Annotated in this window: 15 protein-coding genes; 8 read left to right on the top strand and 7 right to left on the bottom strand. The window is 66.1% G+C overall.

Annotated elements, in window-relative coordinates:
* Nucleotides 1–70: 70 nt before the first annotated feature.
* From GYH29_RS17635 to GYH29_RS17625, 3 genes are all read right to left on the bottom strand, one after another.
* Complete coding sequence (locus GYH29_RS17635; RefSeq protein ID WP_019102757.1) at nucleotides 71–775, bottom strand: amino acid ABC transporter permease; 705 nt, start codon at nucleotides 773–775, stop codon at nucleotides 71–73.
* A complete protein-coding gene (locus GYH29_RS17630; protein ID WP_161524195.1) occupies nucleotides 757–1,497 on the bottom strand; it encodes an amino acid ABC transporter permease in 741 nt (246 codons plus the stop codon). The genes GYH29_RS17635 and GYH29_RS17630 overlap by 19 nt, the downstream gene beginning before the upstream one ends.
* 372 nt (nucleotides 1,498–1,869) lie before the next feature.
* The gene (locus GYH29_RS17625) at nucleotides 1,870–2,673 is read right to left on the bottom strand and encodes an ABC transporter substrate-binding protein (protein WP_019102759.1); all 804 of its coding nucleotides are present in this window, start codon (nucleotides 2,671–2,673) and stop codon (nucleotides 1,870–1,872) included.
* A 450-nt stretch (nucleotides 2,674–3,123) separates the two neighbouring features.
* On the opposite strand from GYH29_RS17625, the gene GYH29_RS17620 reads away from it, so the two are divergent.
* Genes GYH29_RS17620 through GYH29_RS17590 form a run of 7 tightly spaced genes read left to right on the top strand, consistent with a single transcriptional unit; the run spans nucleotide 3,124 to nucleotide 9,093 of the window.
* Nucleotides 3,124–3,732, top strand: a complete 609-nt coding sequence (locus GYH29_RS17620) for a CDP-alcohol phosphatidyltransferase family protein (RefSeq protein ID WP_043590935.1) — start codon at nucleotides 3,124–3,126, stop codon at nucleotides 3,730–3,732.
* Complete coding sequence (locus tag GYH29_RS17615) at nucleotides 3,725–4,672, top strand: phosphatidate cytidylyltransferase (protein ID WP_174243647.1); 948 nt, start codon at nucleotides 3,725–3,727, stop codon at nucleotides 4,670–4,672. Before GYH29_RS17620 ends, GYH29_RS17615 begins: the two co-directional genes overlap by 8 nt.
* Nucleotides 4,673–4,679: 7 nt before the next feature.
* Nucleotides 4,680–5,333, top strand: coding sequence for a lysophospholipid acyltransferase family protein (locus GYH29_RS17610; protein WP_019102762.1), 654 nt, complete (start codon nucleotides 4,680–4,682; stop codon nucleotides 5,331–5,333).
* A 13-nt stretch (nucleotides 5,334–5,346) separates the two neighbouring features.
* Nucleotides 5,347–7,134 carry a bifunctional alpha/beta hydrolase/class I SAM-dependent methyltransferase gene (locus GYH29_RS17605; protein ID WP_161524194.1) on the top strand — a complete coding sequence of 596 codons (1,788 nt, stop codon included), beginning with the start codon at nucleotides 5,347–5,349 and terminating at the stop codon, nucleotides 7,132–7,134.
* Nucleotides 7,131–8,456, top strand: coding sequence for a phosphatase PAP2/dual specificity phosphatase family protein (locus GYH29_RS17600; protein WP_198001594.1), 1,326 nt, complete (start codon nucleotides 7,131–7,133; stop codon nucleotides 8,454–8,456). The genes GYH29_RS17605 and GYH29_RS17600 overlap by 4 nt, the downstream gene beginning before the upstream one ends.
* Complete coding sequence (locus tag GYH29_RS17595) at nucleotides 8,453–8,842, top strand: hypothetical protein (protein ID WP_019103062.1); 390 nt, start codon at nucleotides 8,453–8,455, stop codon at nucleotides 8,840–8,842. Before GYH29_RS17600 ends, GYH29_RS17595 begins: the two co-directional genes overlap by 4 nt.
* A gap of 41 nt (nucleotides 8,843–8,883) precedes the next feature.
* Nucleotides 8,884–9,093 carry a hypothetical protein gene (locus GYH29_RS17590; RefSeq protein ID WP_043590936.1) on the top strand — a complete coding sequence of 70 codons (210 nt, stop codon included), beginning with the start codon at nucleotides 8,884–8,886 and terminating at the stop codon, nucleotides 9,091–9,093.
* Nucleotides 9,094–9,298: 205 nt separating this feature from the next.
* On the opposite strand, the gene phnE is transcribed toward GYH29_RS17590, so the two are convergent.
* The 4 genes from phnE to lgt form a co-directional block, all read right to left on the bottom strand.
* Nucleotides 9,299–10,864, bottom strand: coding sequence for a phosphonate ABC transporter, permease protein PhnE (gene phnE, locus GYH29_RS17585; RefSeq protein ID WP_043590937.1), 1,566 nt, complete (start codon nucleotides 10,862–10,864; stop codon nucleotides 9,299–9,301).
* Complete coding sequence (locus GYH29_RS17580) at nucleotides 10,858–11,655, bottom strand: phosphonate ABC transporter ATP-binding protein (RefSeq protein WP_161524192.1); 798 nt, start codon at nucleotides 11,653–11,655, stop codon at nucleotides 10,858–10,860. The genes phnE and GYH29_RS17580 overlap by 7 nt, the downstream gene beginning before the upstream one ends.
* Entirely contained in the window at nucleotides 11,652–12,494 is an 843-nt protein-coding gene (locus GYH29_RS17575; RefSeq protein WP_161524191.1) for a putative selenate ABC transporter substrate-binding protein, read from the bottom strand. The genes GYH29_RS17580 and GYH29_RS17575 overlap by 4 nt, the downstream gene beginning before the upstream one ends.
* Nucleotides 12,495–12,625: 131 nt before the next feature.
* The gene (gene lgt, locus GYH29_RS17570; RefSeq protein WP_161524190.1) at nucleotides 12,626–13,477 is read right to left on the bottom strand and encodes a prolipoprotein diacylglyceryl transferase; all 852 of its coding nucleotides are present in this window, start codon (nucleotides 13,475–13,477) and stop codon (nucleotides 12,626–12,628) included.
* Nucleotides 13,478–13,674: 197 nt separating this feature from the next.
* Between lgt and ilvD the strand changes: the two genes are divergently transcribed.
* Nucleotides 13,675–15,528 carry a dihydroxy-acid dehydratase gene (gene ilvD / locus GYH29_RS17565; protein ID WP_019099970.1) on the top strand — a complete coding sequence of 618 codons (1,854 nt, stop codon included), beginning with the start codon at nucleotides 13,675–13,677 and terminating at the stop codon, nucleotides 15,526–15,528.
* The last annotated feature ends 74 nt before the right edge of the window (nucleotides 15,529–15,602 follow it).

The raw sequence follows: 15,602 nt of genomic DNA, 5'->3' as shown, positions 1-15,602 counted from the left end.
TGGTACATGAGCATTTTGAGCTCGGTTTCAACGCCGTATCGCCGACGCGCAGCAGATCGTAAACAGGTTCTCAGGCCCTGGCCGGCAGACTCCAGCGCCTGTCGCTCCAGCGGCCCAGCAGTTGCAGGCCGCCGCAGACCACAAAGTAAGCCAGCGCGATGAAGGCGAAGATCTCCAAAGGGTAGACCTGCTCGCGGTTGTTGACCTGAGTGGCGACGAAGGTGAATTCGGCCACGCCCACCACATAGGCGAGCGAGCTGTCCTTGATCAGGGTGATCCACTGATTGACGAAGGAGGGCAGCATCATGCGCAGCGCTTGCGGCAGCACGATCAGCCGCAGCGTCTGCCAGCGGTCCAGTCCCAGCGACAGCCCTGCCGCCCATTGCCCGGGGCCGATGGCGGCGATGCCGGCCTGCACCGACTGGCTCAGATAGGCCGCGTTGATCAGCGCCAGCGCCAACACCACGGTGAGTACGCCGGGGATGTCCACCCCAAACAGGATGGGTAGCAGGAAATAGCACCAGAAGATCAGCATCAGCACCGGGATGGCGCGCAGCAGCGCCACCAGCGTGGCCAGCGTGCGGCGCGGGCCGGGCCCGCACATGACCAGGGCGATGCCGCCGGCCAGGCCCAGCAGGCTGGCCAGCACGCCCGCGGCGGCGCTGATGGCCAGGGTCAGCAGCAGGCCGCCGGGCTCGCCGTTGGTCAGGTTACCCCACAGCAGATAATCGAGATTGTCCTGAATCACCGGCGGCATCATTGCGGCGCCCTCCATGCCGGCTCGCCGCGCTGGCTCAGCGCCTGAGTCAACAGCACCAGCAGCAGATAGGCGGCGGTGGCCACGGCGAAGGCCTGGAAGGCGAGCAGGGTTTCGGTTTCCACCTGGCGCGAGGTATAGGACAACTCCGCCACGCCTATGGCCATCGCCAAGGAAGTGTTCTTCACCACCGCGGTGTATTGGCCGACCAAGGGACTGCGCGCCAGCGCCCAGGCTTGCGGCAGGACCACCCAGCGGAATTCCTGCCAGCCGTTCATGCCCAGCGCGCGCGCCGCCTGGCGCTGGCCGGCGGCGACGCCGCGCAGCCCGGCTTGTAGTTCGCCGCAGATGAAGCTGGCGCTATAAAGGGTTAGCCCCACCAGCGCGGCCAGGAATTCGAAGGACGGCCATGGCAGCGTCAAGCCGCCCGGCAAGGGCAGGCTGCGCGGCGTATTCAGCCACAGCATGGCGGTTTCCGGCAGCAGGCCGGCCACGCCGAAATACCACAGCAGCAGCTGCACCATCAGCGGCGTGTTGCGATGCAGACTGACCCAGAGGCCGGCGGCGTGGCTCAAGGCGCGCCAGCGCGATTCCAGCGCCGCGGTCAGCAGCATGCCTAGCGCGGTGGCGGCGACGCAGACCAGCAGAGCCAGCCAGCCGGTGAGCAGCGCGCCCTTGAGCAGCCAGCCCAGGTAGTGGGGTTCCAGCCAGTGGTGGCCAAGCCAGGAGGGGGGATTCATTGCTTGCTGTCCTGTATTTCGATAAGGCCGCCATTCGGCGCCGGCGGCGCTTCAAATGGCGAAACCGCCGGGCGCGCCCGGCGGCTTGGGATACGGATGGGAAAACGCGCCGTCTTAGAGTCTGTTTACGATCTCGCGAGCTAAGGCGAGACAAGGCGAAAACGAGCGAAAAAGCGGAATGTACGAGTGGTACGTGAGCATGATGAAGCCGTTTTCAACGCCGTATCGCCGACACGCAGCAGATCGTAAACCGGTTCTTAGAGCCGCTAAGAAAACCTCGCGGAGAACCTGAGCCAAGGCGCGCCGACACAGGCAGTACCCGTAGTACGACAAGGAGGCGCAACGCAGGATCAGGGGTTTTGTTAGCGGGTCTTAGCTGGCTTCGCCGATCTTGAAGTCCCTGGGCAGCGGCGCCTTGGTGGCCGGCCCGAACCACTGGTTGTAGATCTTGGCGGCCTGGCCGGATTTTTCCAATTCCAGCAGGCTGTCGTTCACCGCTTTCAGCAGACGCGCTTCGCCCTTGGGCAGGCCGATGGCCTGGTATTCGCGGGTCAGGGTGAACGGCGCCAGTTCGAACTTGGCCTTGTCCGGCGCGTTGGCCAGCAAGGCGGCCAGCTTGGAGCCGTCCTGGCTGATGGCCTGGACGTTGCCGTTGCGCAGCGCGGTGAAGGCCAGCGGGGTGTCGTCATAGGCCACCACGGTGGTCTTCGGGTATTTGTCGCGCAGGTTCACCTCCTGAGTGGTGCCCTTGTCCACGCCCACGCGCAGTCCGGCCAGTTGCTCCGGCTTTTGCAGCGAACCCTTGCGGGCGATGAACTGCTGACCGGAGGCGAAGTAGGGCAGGCTGAACGCCACTTGCTTCTTGCGCTCGTCGGTGACGGTGAAGTTGGCGGCGACCAGATCCGCCTTGCCGGACACCAAGAGCGGCACGCGGTTGGCCGGATTGGTGGGGATCAGGCTGAGTTTGACGCCCAGCTTCTTGGCGATGTGCTGGGCCACGTCCACGTCCAGGCCGGAAATCTGGCGAGTCTTGGCGTCGAGAAAGCCGAATGGCGGATTGCTGTCGAAGGCGGCGACGCGCAACACGCCGGCTTTCTTGATGTCATCCAGACGGTCGGCCCAAGCGGCGGTGGCGGCGGTACTCAAGGCGATGGCCAATGCGATGGCGTGTTTCATGATGATGCCCCTTGTCTGAAGACGCGCCGGGGGTTTCGTTCGCGCCGGCTGGCGGCGCGCTTTCAGAAGATGCCGGCGCATCGTGATTCCGAGAAATTTCCTGCCATGGATAAGCCCATGACATGCGATGGGCTGATGCTAAGGCATTCGGCAAATTCTTGGAAATTATTAAAAATTAGTCTTATATATTAATTTGTTTTGATTGTGTGATTTTCCTCATCGGAACAATGCCTTGTCCAAATCGAGGCCGTGGCGACGGCGGGCCGATATTTTTGTTCGAGGTAGGGTTGCCAAACAATTTCCTTTGCCGCGCTTTTCTGCAATCGGCATAATCGCGGTTTCCGTGCGTTGCCCATTGGCGGACGCGTCGACGGATTTGCAACTTTTCTTGACGACTGTGATGACTGGCGCGAAAGCGCGTCGGGACGAAGCAGACGAGCCGAAGCCGAAATGCCCAGCATCTATCAACTCAAATCCCGTTTTCAGGACCTGCTGCGCCCCTTGCTGCGCGGCCTGGTTTCCCTTGGCGTCACCGCCAACCACGTCACGCTCGGCGCCATGCTGGCTTCCATAGCCTACGGCGGCTGGCTGGCCACCCTGCCGGAGCGGGCCTTGCCGTGGCTGCTGTTACCCGTATTCCTGTTCCTGCGCATGGCCTTGAACGCCATCGATGGCATGCTGGCGCGCGAGCACGGTCAGAAGTCCCGGCTGGGCGGCATTCTCAACGAAGTGGGCGACGTGGTGTCCGACGCCGCGCTCTACCTGCCGTTCGCCTTCTTGTTGGCGGAGCCGGCCTGGGTGGCGCTGGCGGTGGTGCTGGCCTTGCTGACCGAGTTCGTCGGCGTGCTGGGCCCCAGCCTGGGCGGCACGCGGCGCTACGACGGCCCGATGGGCAAGAGCGACCGCGCCTTTGTGTACGGCGCCTACGCGCTGCTGCTGGGCCTGTGGCCGCAGGCGGCGGCCTGGGGCGGCTGGGTGTTTGGATTGAGCGCCGCCTTGATGGCGCTGACCTGCGTCAACCGGGCGCGGGCCATTTTGAAAGAGGGCGAGCATGTTTAAACCGCTGTTGCCGCAAGCATTGATCTGGGCGCTGGGCGCCGTATTCGCGTTGTTGGTGATCGCCAGCGTCGCCGTCCGCGTGCTGGAAAGCCGATCGCCGCAAAAGAACTGGCTGGAGTTGAAGCTGCGCATCCGCACCTGGTGGTGGATCGTCGCCTGCTTCTCGCTGACCTTGCTGGGCAATGTGCCGCTGGCGCTGGTGGTGTTCGCGCTGATCAGCTTCCTGGCGCTGAAGGAATACCTGACGCTGTGCGCCACCCGCACCGCCGATCACGTGGTGCTGTTCTGGGCTTATCTGAGCATCCCGCTGCAGTATTACTGGCTGGGCATTCACTGGTACGGCATGTTCATCATCTTCATCCCGGTTTACATCTTTCTGTTCCTGCCGATGCGCATGGTGCTGATCGGCGAGACCCAGGGCTTCCTCAAGGCGGCCGCCTCGCTGCAATGGGGGCTGATGATTTGCGTGTTCTGCCTGAGCCATATGGCCGCCGTGTTGACCCTGCCGCAGCTGACCCATATCGGCGAACCGGCCCAGGGCGCGATGTTGCTGTTCTACCTGGTGGCGCTGACTCAGCTCAACGACGTGGCGCAATACTTGTGGGGCAAGGCCTTCGGCCGGCGCAAGGTGGCGCCCAAGGTATCGCCCAACAAGACGCTGGAGGGCTTCCTGGGCGGGGCGCTGACCACCTGCCTGCTGGGCTGGCTGCTGGGGCCGCTGCTGACGCCGTTCTCGCCGCTGCACGCGGCCTTGGCCGGTTTGTTGATCGGGGTGATGGGCTTCATCGGCGACATCGTGATTTCCGCGGTGAAGCGCGACATCGGAGTCAAGGACTCCGGCCGCCTGCTGCCCGGCCACGGCGGGGTGCTGGACCGGCTGGATTCGCTGACCTATACCGCGCCGCTGTTCTTCCACTATGTCCACTACTTGTACTTCTGAGCCGATGATGAGCCGATTGCTGCGCATTCTGTTTGTGTTGCTGCTGGCCCGGCCGGTGGTGCGATTGTGGTTGGGGGTGACGGTGCGTCATCAGGAGCGGCTGCCGCTGAACGGCCCGGCCATCGTGGTGGCCAACCACAATAGCCACCTGGACATCCTGGCGCTGTACAGCCTGTTTCCGCTGGGGCGCATCCCCGAGGTGCAGCCGGCGGCGGCGGCGGACTACTTCCTGAAAAACCGTCTGTTCGCCTGGTTCGCCACCCAGGTGGTGGGCATTATCCCGGTGGTGCGCGGTGGCGTGGCCAAGGGCCTGGACCCGTTGGAGGGTTGCCGCGAGGCGCTGCGCCAGGGACGGATTCTGATCCTGTTTCCGGAAGGCTCTCGCGGCGAACCCGAGGTGCTGTCCGAGATCAAGTCCGGCATCTGGTATCTGAGCCGCGATTTCCCCGACGTGCCGGTGGTGCCGGTCTATCTGCACGGCCTGGGCCGGGCGATGGGGCGCGGCCAATGGCTGCCGGTGCCCTTCTTCGTCGACATCGCCATTGGCCGGCCGCTGCAGTGGCTGGAAGAGAAAACTGCTTTCCGCGACCGTATCCGCGAATCGCTGTTGTACTTGAAGCAAAAAACCCTGCCCGCCGCGCCGGCGGAGCAGGAGGCTTGAAAGGAGCCAGAGCATGCGCCAAGCCGAAGAATCGCAGTTTGTCAGTTTTGACGGTCAAACCCTGTTTTATCGGCATTGGCCGGCGCTGACTCCCGGCGCGCGGCCGCGCGCCATCGTGCTGCTGCACCGCGGCCACGAACATTCCGGCCGCCTGCAGCACCTGGTGGACGAGTTGCAGCTGACGGATACGCCGATGTTCGCCTGGGACGCGCGCGGTCACGGCCGCAACGAGGGGCCGCGCGGCTACAGCCCCAGCCTGGGCGCCACGGTGCGCGACCTGGACTGCTTCATCCGCCATCTGTGCCAGCGCCACGGCCTGGCGACGGAGGAGATCGTGGTGATCGCTCAGAGCGTGGGCGCGGTGCTGGCGGCCGCCTGGGCGCACGACTACGCGCCGCGCGTGCGCGCGCTGGTGCTGGCCTCGCCGGCCTTCAAGGTCAAACTCTACGTGCCCTTAGCCCGGGCCGGCCTTCGGCTGATGCAGCGGCTGAGGGGCAATTTCTTCGTCAACTCCTATGTCAAGGCGCGCTTCCTGACTCATGATCCGGAGCGCATCGCGTCCTACAACAGCGACCCGCTGATCACCCGGCCGATTTCCTCCAACATCCTGCTGGACTTGTACGACACCGCCGAACGCATCGTCGCCGACGCCGGCGCCATCACGCTGCCGACCCAGTTGTTGATGTCGGGCGCTGACTTCGTCGTGCACCAGGGGCCGCAGCGCGAGTTCTTCCAGAAACTGGGCAGCCCCCTGAAGGAAATGCACCTGCTGCCGGGCTTCTACCACGACACCTTGGGCGAGCGCGACCGCGCGTCGGCGCTGGACAAGATTCGCGCCTTCATCCAACGAGTGGAGGCCGGCGCGCCGGCGGTGGACCTGAGCCGCGCCGACGCCGCCGGCTATACCGCGCTGGAATACCAGCAACTGCAGCAGCCGCGCTCCTGGCTGTCGCCGTTGCGCTGGCAGTTTGCGCTGACCCGGCTGACCCTGGCCACGCTGGGCCTCCTGTCCGCCGGCATACGCCTGGGCTGGCGCACCGGTTTCGATTCCGGTAGCACCCTGGATTACGTTTACCGCAACCAGGCGTCCGGCTTCAGCCCGCTGGGCCGCTTGGGCGACCGCGCCTACCTGGACAGCGTGGGCTGGAAGGGGATACGCCAGCGCAAGCTGAACCTGGAGGAGCTGATCGCCGCGGCGATGAGCCGCCTGCGCGTCGATGGCCGGCCGCTGCGCCTGTTGGACATCGCCGCCGGTCATGGCCGTTACATTCTGGACGCCGTGGCCGGCCAGCCGGTGGAACATGTACAGCTGCGCGATTACAGCGACATCAACGTCGGCGCCGGCCGACGCTTGATCGCTGAACGCGGCCTGGAAGCGGTGGCGCGTTTCGACCAGGGCAACGCCTTTGACCGCGCCAGCCTGGCCGCGCTGCAGCCGGTGCCGACGCTGGCGGTGGTGTCCGGCCTCTATGAGCTGTTTCCCGAAAACGAACCCATCCGCCAATCGCTGGCCGGCCTGGCCGATGCGGTGCCGCCCGGCGGCTATCTGGTCTACACCAACCAGCCCTGGCACCCGCAGCTGGAACTGATCGCGCGCACGCTGAGCAGCCATCGCGGCGGCGCGGACTGGATCATGCGCCGGCGCACTCAGCAGGAAATGGACCAACTGGTGGCCGACGCCGGCTTCGAGAAGCTGGAGCAGCGCATCGACGAATGGGGCATCTTCAGCGTCAGCCTGGCGCGACGCCGCGCCGACGCCGCAACGGAGCGGCCACAGCCGCTGGCCGAGGCCGAGGCGTGAGCGCGCCGGCCGCCGCCGGCCGTCCTTGGCGGCTGGCCTGTCTATGGCTGTTGCTGTTGGGGCCCAGCTTCTTCCTGCTCTACGGCGCGGCCAATCAATACGCGGCCGGCCTGCCGCCGGAGCGGGTGGGCAATGTGGCGATGGCCTGGGAGCGGGCCATCCCGCTGTGGCCGTGGACCATCGTGCCGTATTGGAGCATAGACCTGCTCTACGGCCTGTCGCTCTTTCTGTGCGTCAGCCGCGCCGAACTCAACGCCCACGCCAAGCGCCTGCTGGCGGTCACCCTGCTGTCCTGCCTGTGCTTTCTGCTGTTCCCGCTGCGCTTCGGCTTTGAGCGCCCGCCGCTGGACGGCGTTTTCGGGCAACTGTTCGACCTGCTGATGGGTTTCGACAAACCGTTCAACCAGGCGCCTTCGCTGCATATCGGCCTGTTGATGGTGCTATGGCTGCGCTACTGGCAGCACACGCCCCGGCGCTGGCTCTGGCTGCTGCATGGCTGGTTCGCCTTGATCGGCGTGTCGGTGCTGACCACCTGGCAGCATCATTTTTGGGATGTGCCCAGCGGTTTCGCGCTGGCGGTGCTGGTCTGCTATCTGTGGCCGATGCCGGCGCCGACGGCCCCGTCCTGGCGTTCGCCCGAGCCGGGCCGCAGCCGCGTTTTGGGCGCGCGTTACGCGGTAGGGGCCGTGTTGCTGCTGGTTTTGGCGGCGGCGCTGGGCGGCTGGGGCTGGCTGCTGGCCTGGCCGGCGCTGGCCTTGAGCGTGCTGGCGTGGGCTTATTGGCGGCTGGGTCCGGTCGCGCTGCAAAAACACGCCGGCCGACGCCGCTTCGCCGCGCGTGTGCTGCTGTGGCCTTACAGCCTGGCCGCGCGGCTGGCGCATGCTTATTTTCTGCGCCGCTTGCCGGGCGCGGAGGAGGTGATAGAGGACGTTTGGCTGGGGCCGGTCAGCGCGGCGCGCGACGCCCGCTTCGTCGCGGTGCTGGACTTGGCCGCGGAATACGACCGCCAGGCGGCCGGAGCCGTGGTATACCATAGCCAGCCCTTGCTGGATCTGCTGCTGCCGACGCCGGCTCAATTGCGGCTGGCGGTACAGGCCCTGGATCGATTGCGGGCCGGCCAGCGCGGGCCGTTGCTGGTGCATTGCGCTTTGGGCCTGACACGCAGCGCGGCAGTGTTGCTGGCTTGGATGGTGCTCAGCGGACGCGCGGGCTCGGTGGAGCAGGCGCGCGCGCTGCTGAGGCAACGCCGCCAGCGCGTGGAGCTGAGCGATGCGCAATGTGAGGAACTGGCGCGCCTGTGCGCGCGATTGGAGCCCTTGTGACGTCTGATCTTGCGCAAGCGCGGCTGAGCGCCGCGGTTCTGGCTTCCTGCCGCTGGCTGTGCTGGCCTAGTTGGGGCTTGCTGGCCTTGTCGGCGCTGACGCCGGCGCCGGCCTTATGGCTGCCGTTGTGCGCTGCTGTCGCTTTATGGCAAGCCTGGCTGGGCTGGCGTCTGCAATTGGACGCGGCCTTGTTGCAGGCCGTGGATTCGGCTGGCACTCTTGAGGAGCTGGACCTGGCCTTGTCACGGCTGTTTGGGCGCGACTTGGCCGGCCGCTCGCTGGAGGCAAGGCAGCGCGGCATGGCCCGCTTGCTGCGCGGATTTTTACTGGCGACCGGCCTGTGCTGGCTGCTGTGCCTGGCAGGGCTGTTGGCGGGGCGGATGTGAACAATAAGAAGATTCAAAAGCGTGGGAAGAGGAGAACCGTGATGAGCAAGAGAGCATGGTATGGCGGGGCGGTCTGCGCTTTGCTGGCCTCCGGGGGCTTGGCCTGGTTGGGTTTGATGCTGGCGGGCTTTGGCGCGTCCGGCAGCAATGGCGGCACGCCGGAGTGGCCGTTCTTGGTGGCCAAGGCGCTGGGGTTCGCGGGTTTCGCGATGTTTGTGTGTGGATTGGTCGCCTGCAAGGAAGCCAATTAAGCATGGGATGAAAATGGACGGGGCGGCAGGCTAAGGCCTGCCGCCCCGTTCGTCGTCTCAGAACCTGTTCAAGGTCTGCCGCGCTTCGTGGTGCGTTGCACGGTGAGTACAAGTTTTCAAAATGCTCGTGTAGAACGAGTACATTCCGCATTTTCCCTTGTTTTCGCCTTGTCTCGTCTTTGCTCGCGAGACTTTGAACAGGCTCTCAGCCCAGGCGCCGGCGCAGCGCGCGGCTCAGCTGTTCCACGCCCCAGGACAGCGCCACCATCGCCAGGATGACGGCGGCGGCGGCCTGCTGCTGGAACAGCGACAGCGCCAGATACAGCTGCTGGCCCAGGCCGCCGGCGCCGACGATGCCGAGCACGGTGGCGATGCGGATATTGTTTTCCCAGCGGTACAAGGTGTACGCCAGCCATTGGCTGGCGACCATGGGCAAGGGCCCGTAGCAGAAGGCGACCGCGCGGCCGGCTCCGGCGTGGAGCAGCGCCTGTTCCGCCTGCGGCGGCGCGTTTTCCAGGGTTTCCGCAAACAAGCGGCCCAACACGCCGGCGGTATGCATCGCCAGCGCCAGCACGCCGGCGGCCGGCCCCAGGCCCAGCGCCAACACCGCCAGCGCCGCCCACAGCAGGTCCGGTATGCCGCGCAGCATGTTCAACAACAGACGCGTCGCGCTCTTGGCTGCGACGCCCAGCCGGCCGGCCGCCGGCAAGGCCAGCGGCATGGCTAGAAGGGCCGCCAGCACCGTGCCCAGCGCCGACATCGCCAAGGTCTCCACCACGCCCTGACCCAGTTGCCTCAAAGCGGCGGGGGAGAAGTCCGGCGGCAGGAATTCCATGGCGAAGCGCGGCAGGCCGCGCCAGTCGAAACCGTTGGCTCGCCAGTCCGGCCATAGCCAGCAAAGACTGAAGGCGGCCAGCGCGCCGCCGGCCAGCAACAGGCGGCCGCCGCCGTCGCGTTCCAAAGCGCGCCGCGACCAGCGGCTGACGCCTTCGCTCAAACCCACTAGGAGCAGGAACACCAAGAGCAGCGTGCCTACCTCGCCGCCGTTGAGCATTTTCAGGCTGCTGTCCAGCAACTGGCCGATGCCGCCGGCGCCGACGAAACCCATCACGGCCGACGCGCGAATCGCGCATTCCCAGCGGTAGACGCTATAGCTGATCAATTCCGGCAGCGCTTGCGGCCACAGCGCCCAGCACAAGCGTTGCCAGCGGCTGGCGCCGGCGGCCGCCAGAGCCTGCGCCGGCGCGCGCGGCTGGGATTCCAGAATTTCCGCGTAGACCTTGCCCAGCATGCCGCCGTAAGCCAGGCCCAGCGCCAATACCGCCGGCAGGCTGCCCAGGCCGGCGGCGCGGACGAAGAGCAGCGCCCAGACGATGTCCGGCACGCCGCGCAGCCACACCATCAGCCCGCGCAGCAGGCTTTGCGCGGCCAAGACCGCGCGGCGCGGCGGGGAGGCGGTGAGTTGATGATCGTCCAGCGCGCGGCTGGTGGCGAAGGCCAACGGCGCGCCCAGCAGCATGGCCAGGACCAGGCCGGCGCTGGCTACCGCCAGCGTGACGACGGTTTCCCTCACGACTTCTTTCAGGAAGTCGCCGTCGTGGGCCGGTGGCAGAAAGCCGGTGGCGAAGCGCGCCAGGCTGAGCCAGGTGTCGCCGTTGAGCAAGGTGGCCAGCGTGAACTGAGTCAGCGGCAGCGTGGGTAGAAGCAGCGCCAGAGTCAGCAGCAGCCAGCCTAGCCGCGCGCGCGCGGCCGGGTCGCGCGGTTTCAGCATTGCAGGCCTCTGAGCGCGGTGGCGGGCGCGGCCGCTTCCATCGCCGCGTCAGGCGAGTCGCCGGAGTAGAGTTCGGTCAGCAGCGCGGAGTCGACCTGTTCGCGCGGCAAGTCGAAGGCGATCGCGCCGTCGCGCAGGCCGATGATGCGCGGGAAGTGCTCCAAGGCCAGTTGCACCGAGTGCAGGCTGACCAGAAGCGCGGCGCGGCGCGCGCGGGCGTCCTCGCACAGCAGGCGAATGGTGTCGTCGGCCAGCCTGGGGTCCAACGCCGACACGGGTTCGTCGGCCAGCAAAAGTTCCGGGCGCTGGTACAGCGCGCGGGCGATGCCGACGCGCTGGCGCTGGCCGCCGGACAGCTGGTCGCAGCGCTGCCACAGTTTGTCGGACAGGCCCAGCCGTTCCAGTTCGGCGGCGACGCCGGCGGCGTCGTCCGGCCACAGCAGCCGGAGCAGGGCCGCCAGTTCGCCGCTATGGCCCAGCCTGCCGGCCGCCACCGCATGGATCACCCGCTGGCGCGGAGGCAGCGGCGGCGTCTGATAGATACTGCCGATGCGCGCGCGCAAGGCGCGCAGGGCGCGGCGCGGCAGGCGCCAGGGGTTGGCGCCCAGCAGCCGGACCTCGCCGGCGTCCGGGCGCAGGCCGGTGTTGGCCAGCAGCAGCAGCGAACTCTTGCCGGCGCCGGACGGCCCGATCAAGGCCGCTTGCTCGCCGGCGGCCAGGCGCAGCGTTATACCGCGCAGGATGACGGCGCCGTCCAGCTTCAGGCCTGCGTCGTGGAACTCCAGGCTCACTTCAGCAGCCCGGCGGCCGTGGCGGCGGCTTCTATGCCCTGATAATTGTCCGGCTTGGTGGGAATGAAGCGGCTGGCGCGCTGTAAATCCAGCACGGCTTTCTGTTCAGGATTCTTGGCGTCCAGCTTGAGGAAGGCCTGGCGGATTTTGTCCTGCAAACCCTTGTCCATGCTGCCGCGCACCGTCCAGTTGTAGTCGTAGTAGGGTGGGGTGGTGGCGATTACGCGCACTTTGGCGCTATCCACCTTCTTGCTTTCCACCAGCTTTTGCCACACGGAGCTGTTCAATACGCCGGCCTCCACCTTGCCGGCGGCCACCCAGGCCACGGTGGCGTCGTGGGCGCCGGAATAGGCGACGTTCTTGAAGAAGCTTTCCGGCTTGATGCCGTCCTTCTGCATGAAATAGCGCGGCATCAGATGGCCGGAGGTGGAGGAGGCCGAGCCGAAGGCGAAGCTGTCGCCCTTCAGCTCCTTCAGGCTCTTGGCTGGGCCGCTGGTGATGAAGGTTGAGGTGAACTTGCTGTCCTCCTCGCGCTGCACCAGCGGAACCACCTTGCCGCGTTGGCTGGCCTGCACATAGGTGAAGCCGCCCAGCCAGGCCAGGTCCAGCTTGTCCGAGGTCAGCGCGGTGACCACGCCGGCGTAGTCCGACACCGGCACGAACTGCACCTTCATGCCCAGCTCTTTTTCCAGGTATTGGCCCAGCGGCGCGAACTTGCGCTGCAACTCGGTGGGAGATTCGTCTGGAATGGCGGAGACTTTGAGCACGGTCTGGGCGGCGTTGGCCAGGGTGGCGGCGGCCAGCAGCGCGCCGGCCAGCGTCAGTTTGATGGCGGTCATGGCAGTGTTTTCCTCTATTGCGGACGAAAAGCCGCAAAGGCTAGGGATTCAAAAAGGCCAGTCAGAAGACTGGCCTTGAAGCGGCGGACTAAAAACCGCCGCGTATAGCAAGCATTCTAGCCTAGCCCGGCTCAGGCCGCCTTGCGCTTGCCGAACAGGTAGAACAGCGCCAGGCCGATCACGATCATAGGCAGGCTCAGCCATTGGCCCATGCTGATCACGTCGGACTGGCCGAAGATGCCGGCGTCCGGGGTGCGGAAGAATTCGCTGCCGAAGCGCGCCAGGCCGTAGCCGATCAGGAACAGCGCCGACACCTGGCCCCGGACGCGTGTCTTGGCGCTAAAGCACCACAGCAAGGCAAACAGCGCCAGGCCTTCCAGCGCGAACTCGTAGAGCTGCGACGGGTGGCGCGGCAGGCCGCCGTACTGGAGCAGGGTCACCATCAGGTCGGAGGACTGTTGCGCCTGGATCAGATCGTCCATCTTGGCCTGCGGGAACAGCATCGCCCACGGCAGCTTGGGATCGGCCACCCGGCCCCATAGTTCGCCGTTGATGAAGTTGCCGATGCGGCCGGCGGCCAGGCCCAGCGGCACCAGCGGCGCGATGAAGTCGGTGACTTCCCAGAAGCTGCGGCCGTGTTTGCGCGCGAACAGCGCCACGCCGATCAGCACGCCGATGAAGCCGCCGTGGAAGGACATGCCGCCCTTCCACACCATCAGAATCTCCAGCGGGTGGCTAAGATAATAGCCGGGCTGGTAGAACAGCACTTCGCCCAGGCGGCCGCCCAGCACCACGCCGACGGCGCCGTACATCAGCAGATCGTCCAGCAGTTGGGAGGTCAAGAAGGCGTGGCCGCGCTTGATGCGGTAGTTGCCCAGAATCAGGAAGCTGGCGAAGCCCAGCAAATACATCAGGCCGTACCAGTGAATGGCCAGCGGGCCCAATTGGATGGCCACGGGGTCGAACTGCGGATGAATGATCATTTGTCAGCCGTGTGCGTTTGCGGTAAAAGAATGTGGACGGATTATATGGGAAAGCGTTCCCACGCGTCGCGCGGCCCACCCGCCGCCCGGCGCATTTTTGCCTTGAGCTCCCCGGCACCCGGAGCCAGGCGGCCTGGTTTTAAGCCAAACCGGGCCTGGAGCGCCTTTCCGCCCATGTAGAGATTAAGGAATCAGCAATGCCCCAATACCGCTCCCGCACTTCCACCGCCGGCCGCAATATGGCGGGTGCCCGCGCCCTATGGCGCGCCACCGGCATGAAGGACGACGACTTCGGCAAACCCATCATCGCCATCGCCAACAGCTTCACCCAGTTCGTGCCCGGTCACGTGCATCTGCACAATATGGGCCAACTGGTAGCGCGGGAAATCGAACGCGCCGGCGGCGTGGCCAAGGAGTTCAACACCATCGCCATCGACGACGGCATCGCCATGGGCCACGGCGGCATGCTCTACAGCTTGCCCAGCCGCGACCTGATCGCCGACAGCGTGGAATACATGGTCAATGCCCACTGCGCCGACGCGCTGGTGTGCATCTCCAACTGCGACAAGATCACCCCCGGCATGCTGATGGCGGCCATGCGCCTGAACATCCCGGTGGTGTTCGTCTCCGGCGGCCCGATGGAAGCGGGCAAGGTGCAGTGGGGCAACGACATCCGCAAGCTGGATCTGGTGGACGCGATGGTGGAGGCCGCCAACAGTGCGGTGTCCAACGAGGATGTAGAGCGCGTGGAGCGCTCCGCCTGTCCCACCTGCGGCTCCTGCTCCGGCATGTTCACCGCCAACTCCATGAACTGCCTGACCGAGGCGCTGGGTCTCTCCCTGCCCGGCAACGGCAGCCTGGTGGCCACGCACGCGGACCGCAAGGAATTGTTCCTGCGCGCCGGCCGGCTGATCGTGGACATCACCAAGCGCCATTACGAGCAGGACGACGCCAGCCTGCTGCCGCGCGCCATCGCCACCAAGGCCGCGTTCGAGAACGCGATGAGCCTGGATGTGGCCATGGGTGGTTCCACCAATACCGTGCTGCACCTGCTGGCGGCGGCGCAGGAAGCCGGCGTGGACTTCAAAATGGCGGACATCGACCGCATCTCGCGCTCGGTGCCGTGTCTGGCCAAGGTGGCGCCGGCCACCCAGAAATACCATATGGAAGACGTGCACCGCGCCGGCGGCGTGGTGGCCATCCTGGCTGAGCTGGACCGCGCCGGCCTGATCCGCCGCGAGGTGCCCACCGTGCACAGCGCCACGCTGGGCGAAGCGCTGGAAGCCTGGGATATCCGCCGCCACGGCGAAGACAGCGAGGCGCGGCGTTTCTACCGCGCGGCGCCGGGCGGCGTGCCCACCACCATCGCCTTCTCGCAATCCATGCGCTACCCGACCGTGGACGACGACCGCGCCGAAGGCTGCATTCGCGACCGTGAGCACGCTTACTCCCAGGATGGCGGCCTGGCGGTGCTGGCCGGCAATATCGCCGAACGCGGTTGCATTGTTAAAACCGCCGGCGTGGACGACTCCATTCTCAAATTCAACGGGCGCGCCCGCATCTTTGAAAGCCAGGACGCGGCAGTGGAGGCCATCCTGGCCGACCGCATCGTGGCCGGCGACGTGGTGGTGATTCGCTACGAAGGCCCCAAGGGCGGTCCTGGCATGCAGGAAATGCTATATCCCACCAGCTATCTGAAATCCAAGGGCTTGGGCAAGGACTGCGCTTTGCTGACCGATGGCCGCTTCTCCGGAGGCACCTCCGGCCTGTCCATCGGCCATGTGTCGCCGGAGGCCGCGGAGGGCGGCGCCATCGGTCTGGTGGAAGAGGGCGACCGCATCGAGATCGATATCCCGGGCCGTTCCATCCGCTTGGCGGTCAGCGATGAAACGCTGGCGGCGCGGCGCGCGGCGATGGAAGCCAAGGGCCGCGACGCCTGGAAGCCGCAGGGCCGCGACCGCGTGGTCAGTCCGGCGCTGCGCGCCTACGCCGCGATGACCACCAGCGCAGATACCGGCGCGGTGCGCGATGTGACGCAAGTAGAAAAGTAAACGGCGGCAAAAGTGAACGGCGGAGCAGTAAACGCAGGGCTGTTCTGCCCAGCATGAAAAACGGCGGCCAAGGC

It is taken from the genome of Chromobacterium haemolyticum (genome assembly GCF_009936155.1).
In the GTDB taxonomy this organism is placed as follows: domain Bacteria; phylum Pseudomonadota; class Gammaproteobacteria; order Burkholderiales; family Chromobacteriaceae; genus Chromobacterium; species Chromobacterium haemolyticum.
The sequence above is the reverse complement of the archived record's forward strand: the minus strand, read 5'-3'. Positions and strand labels throughout refer to the sequence as shown.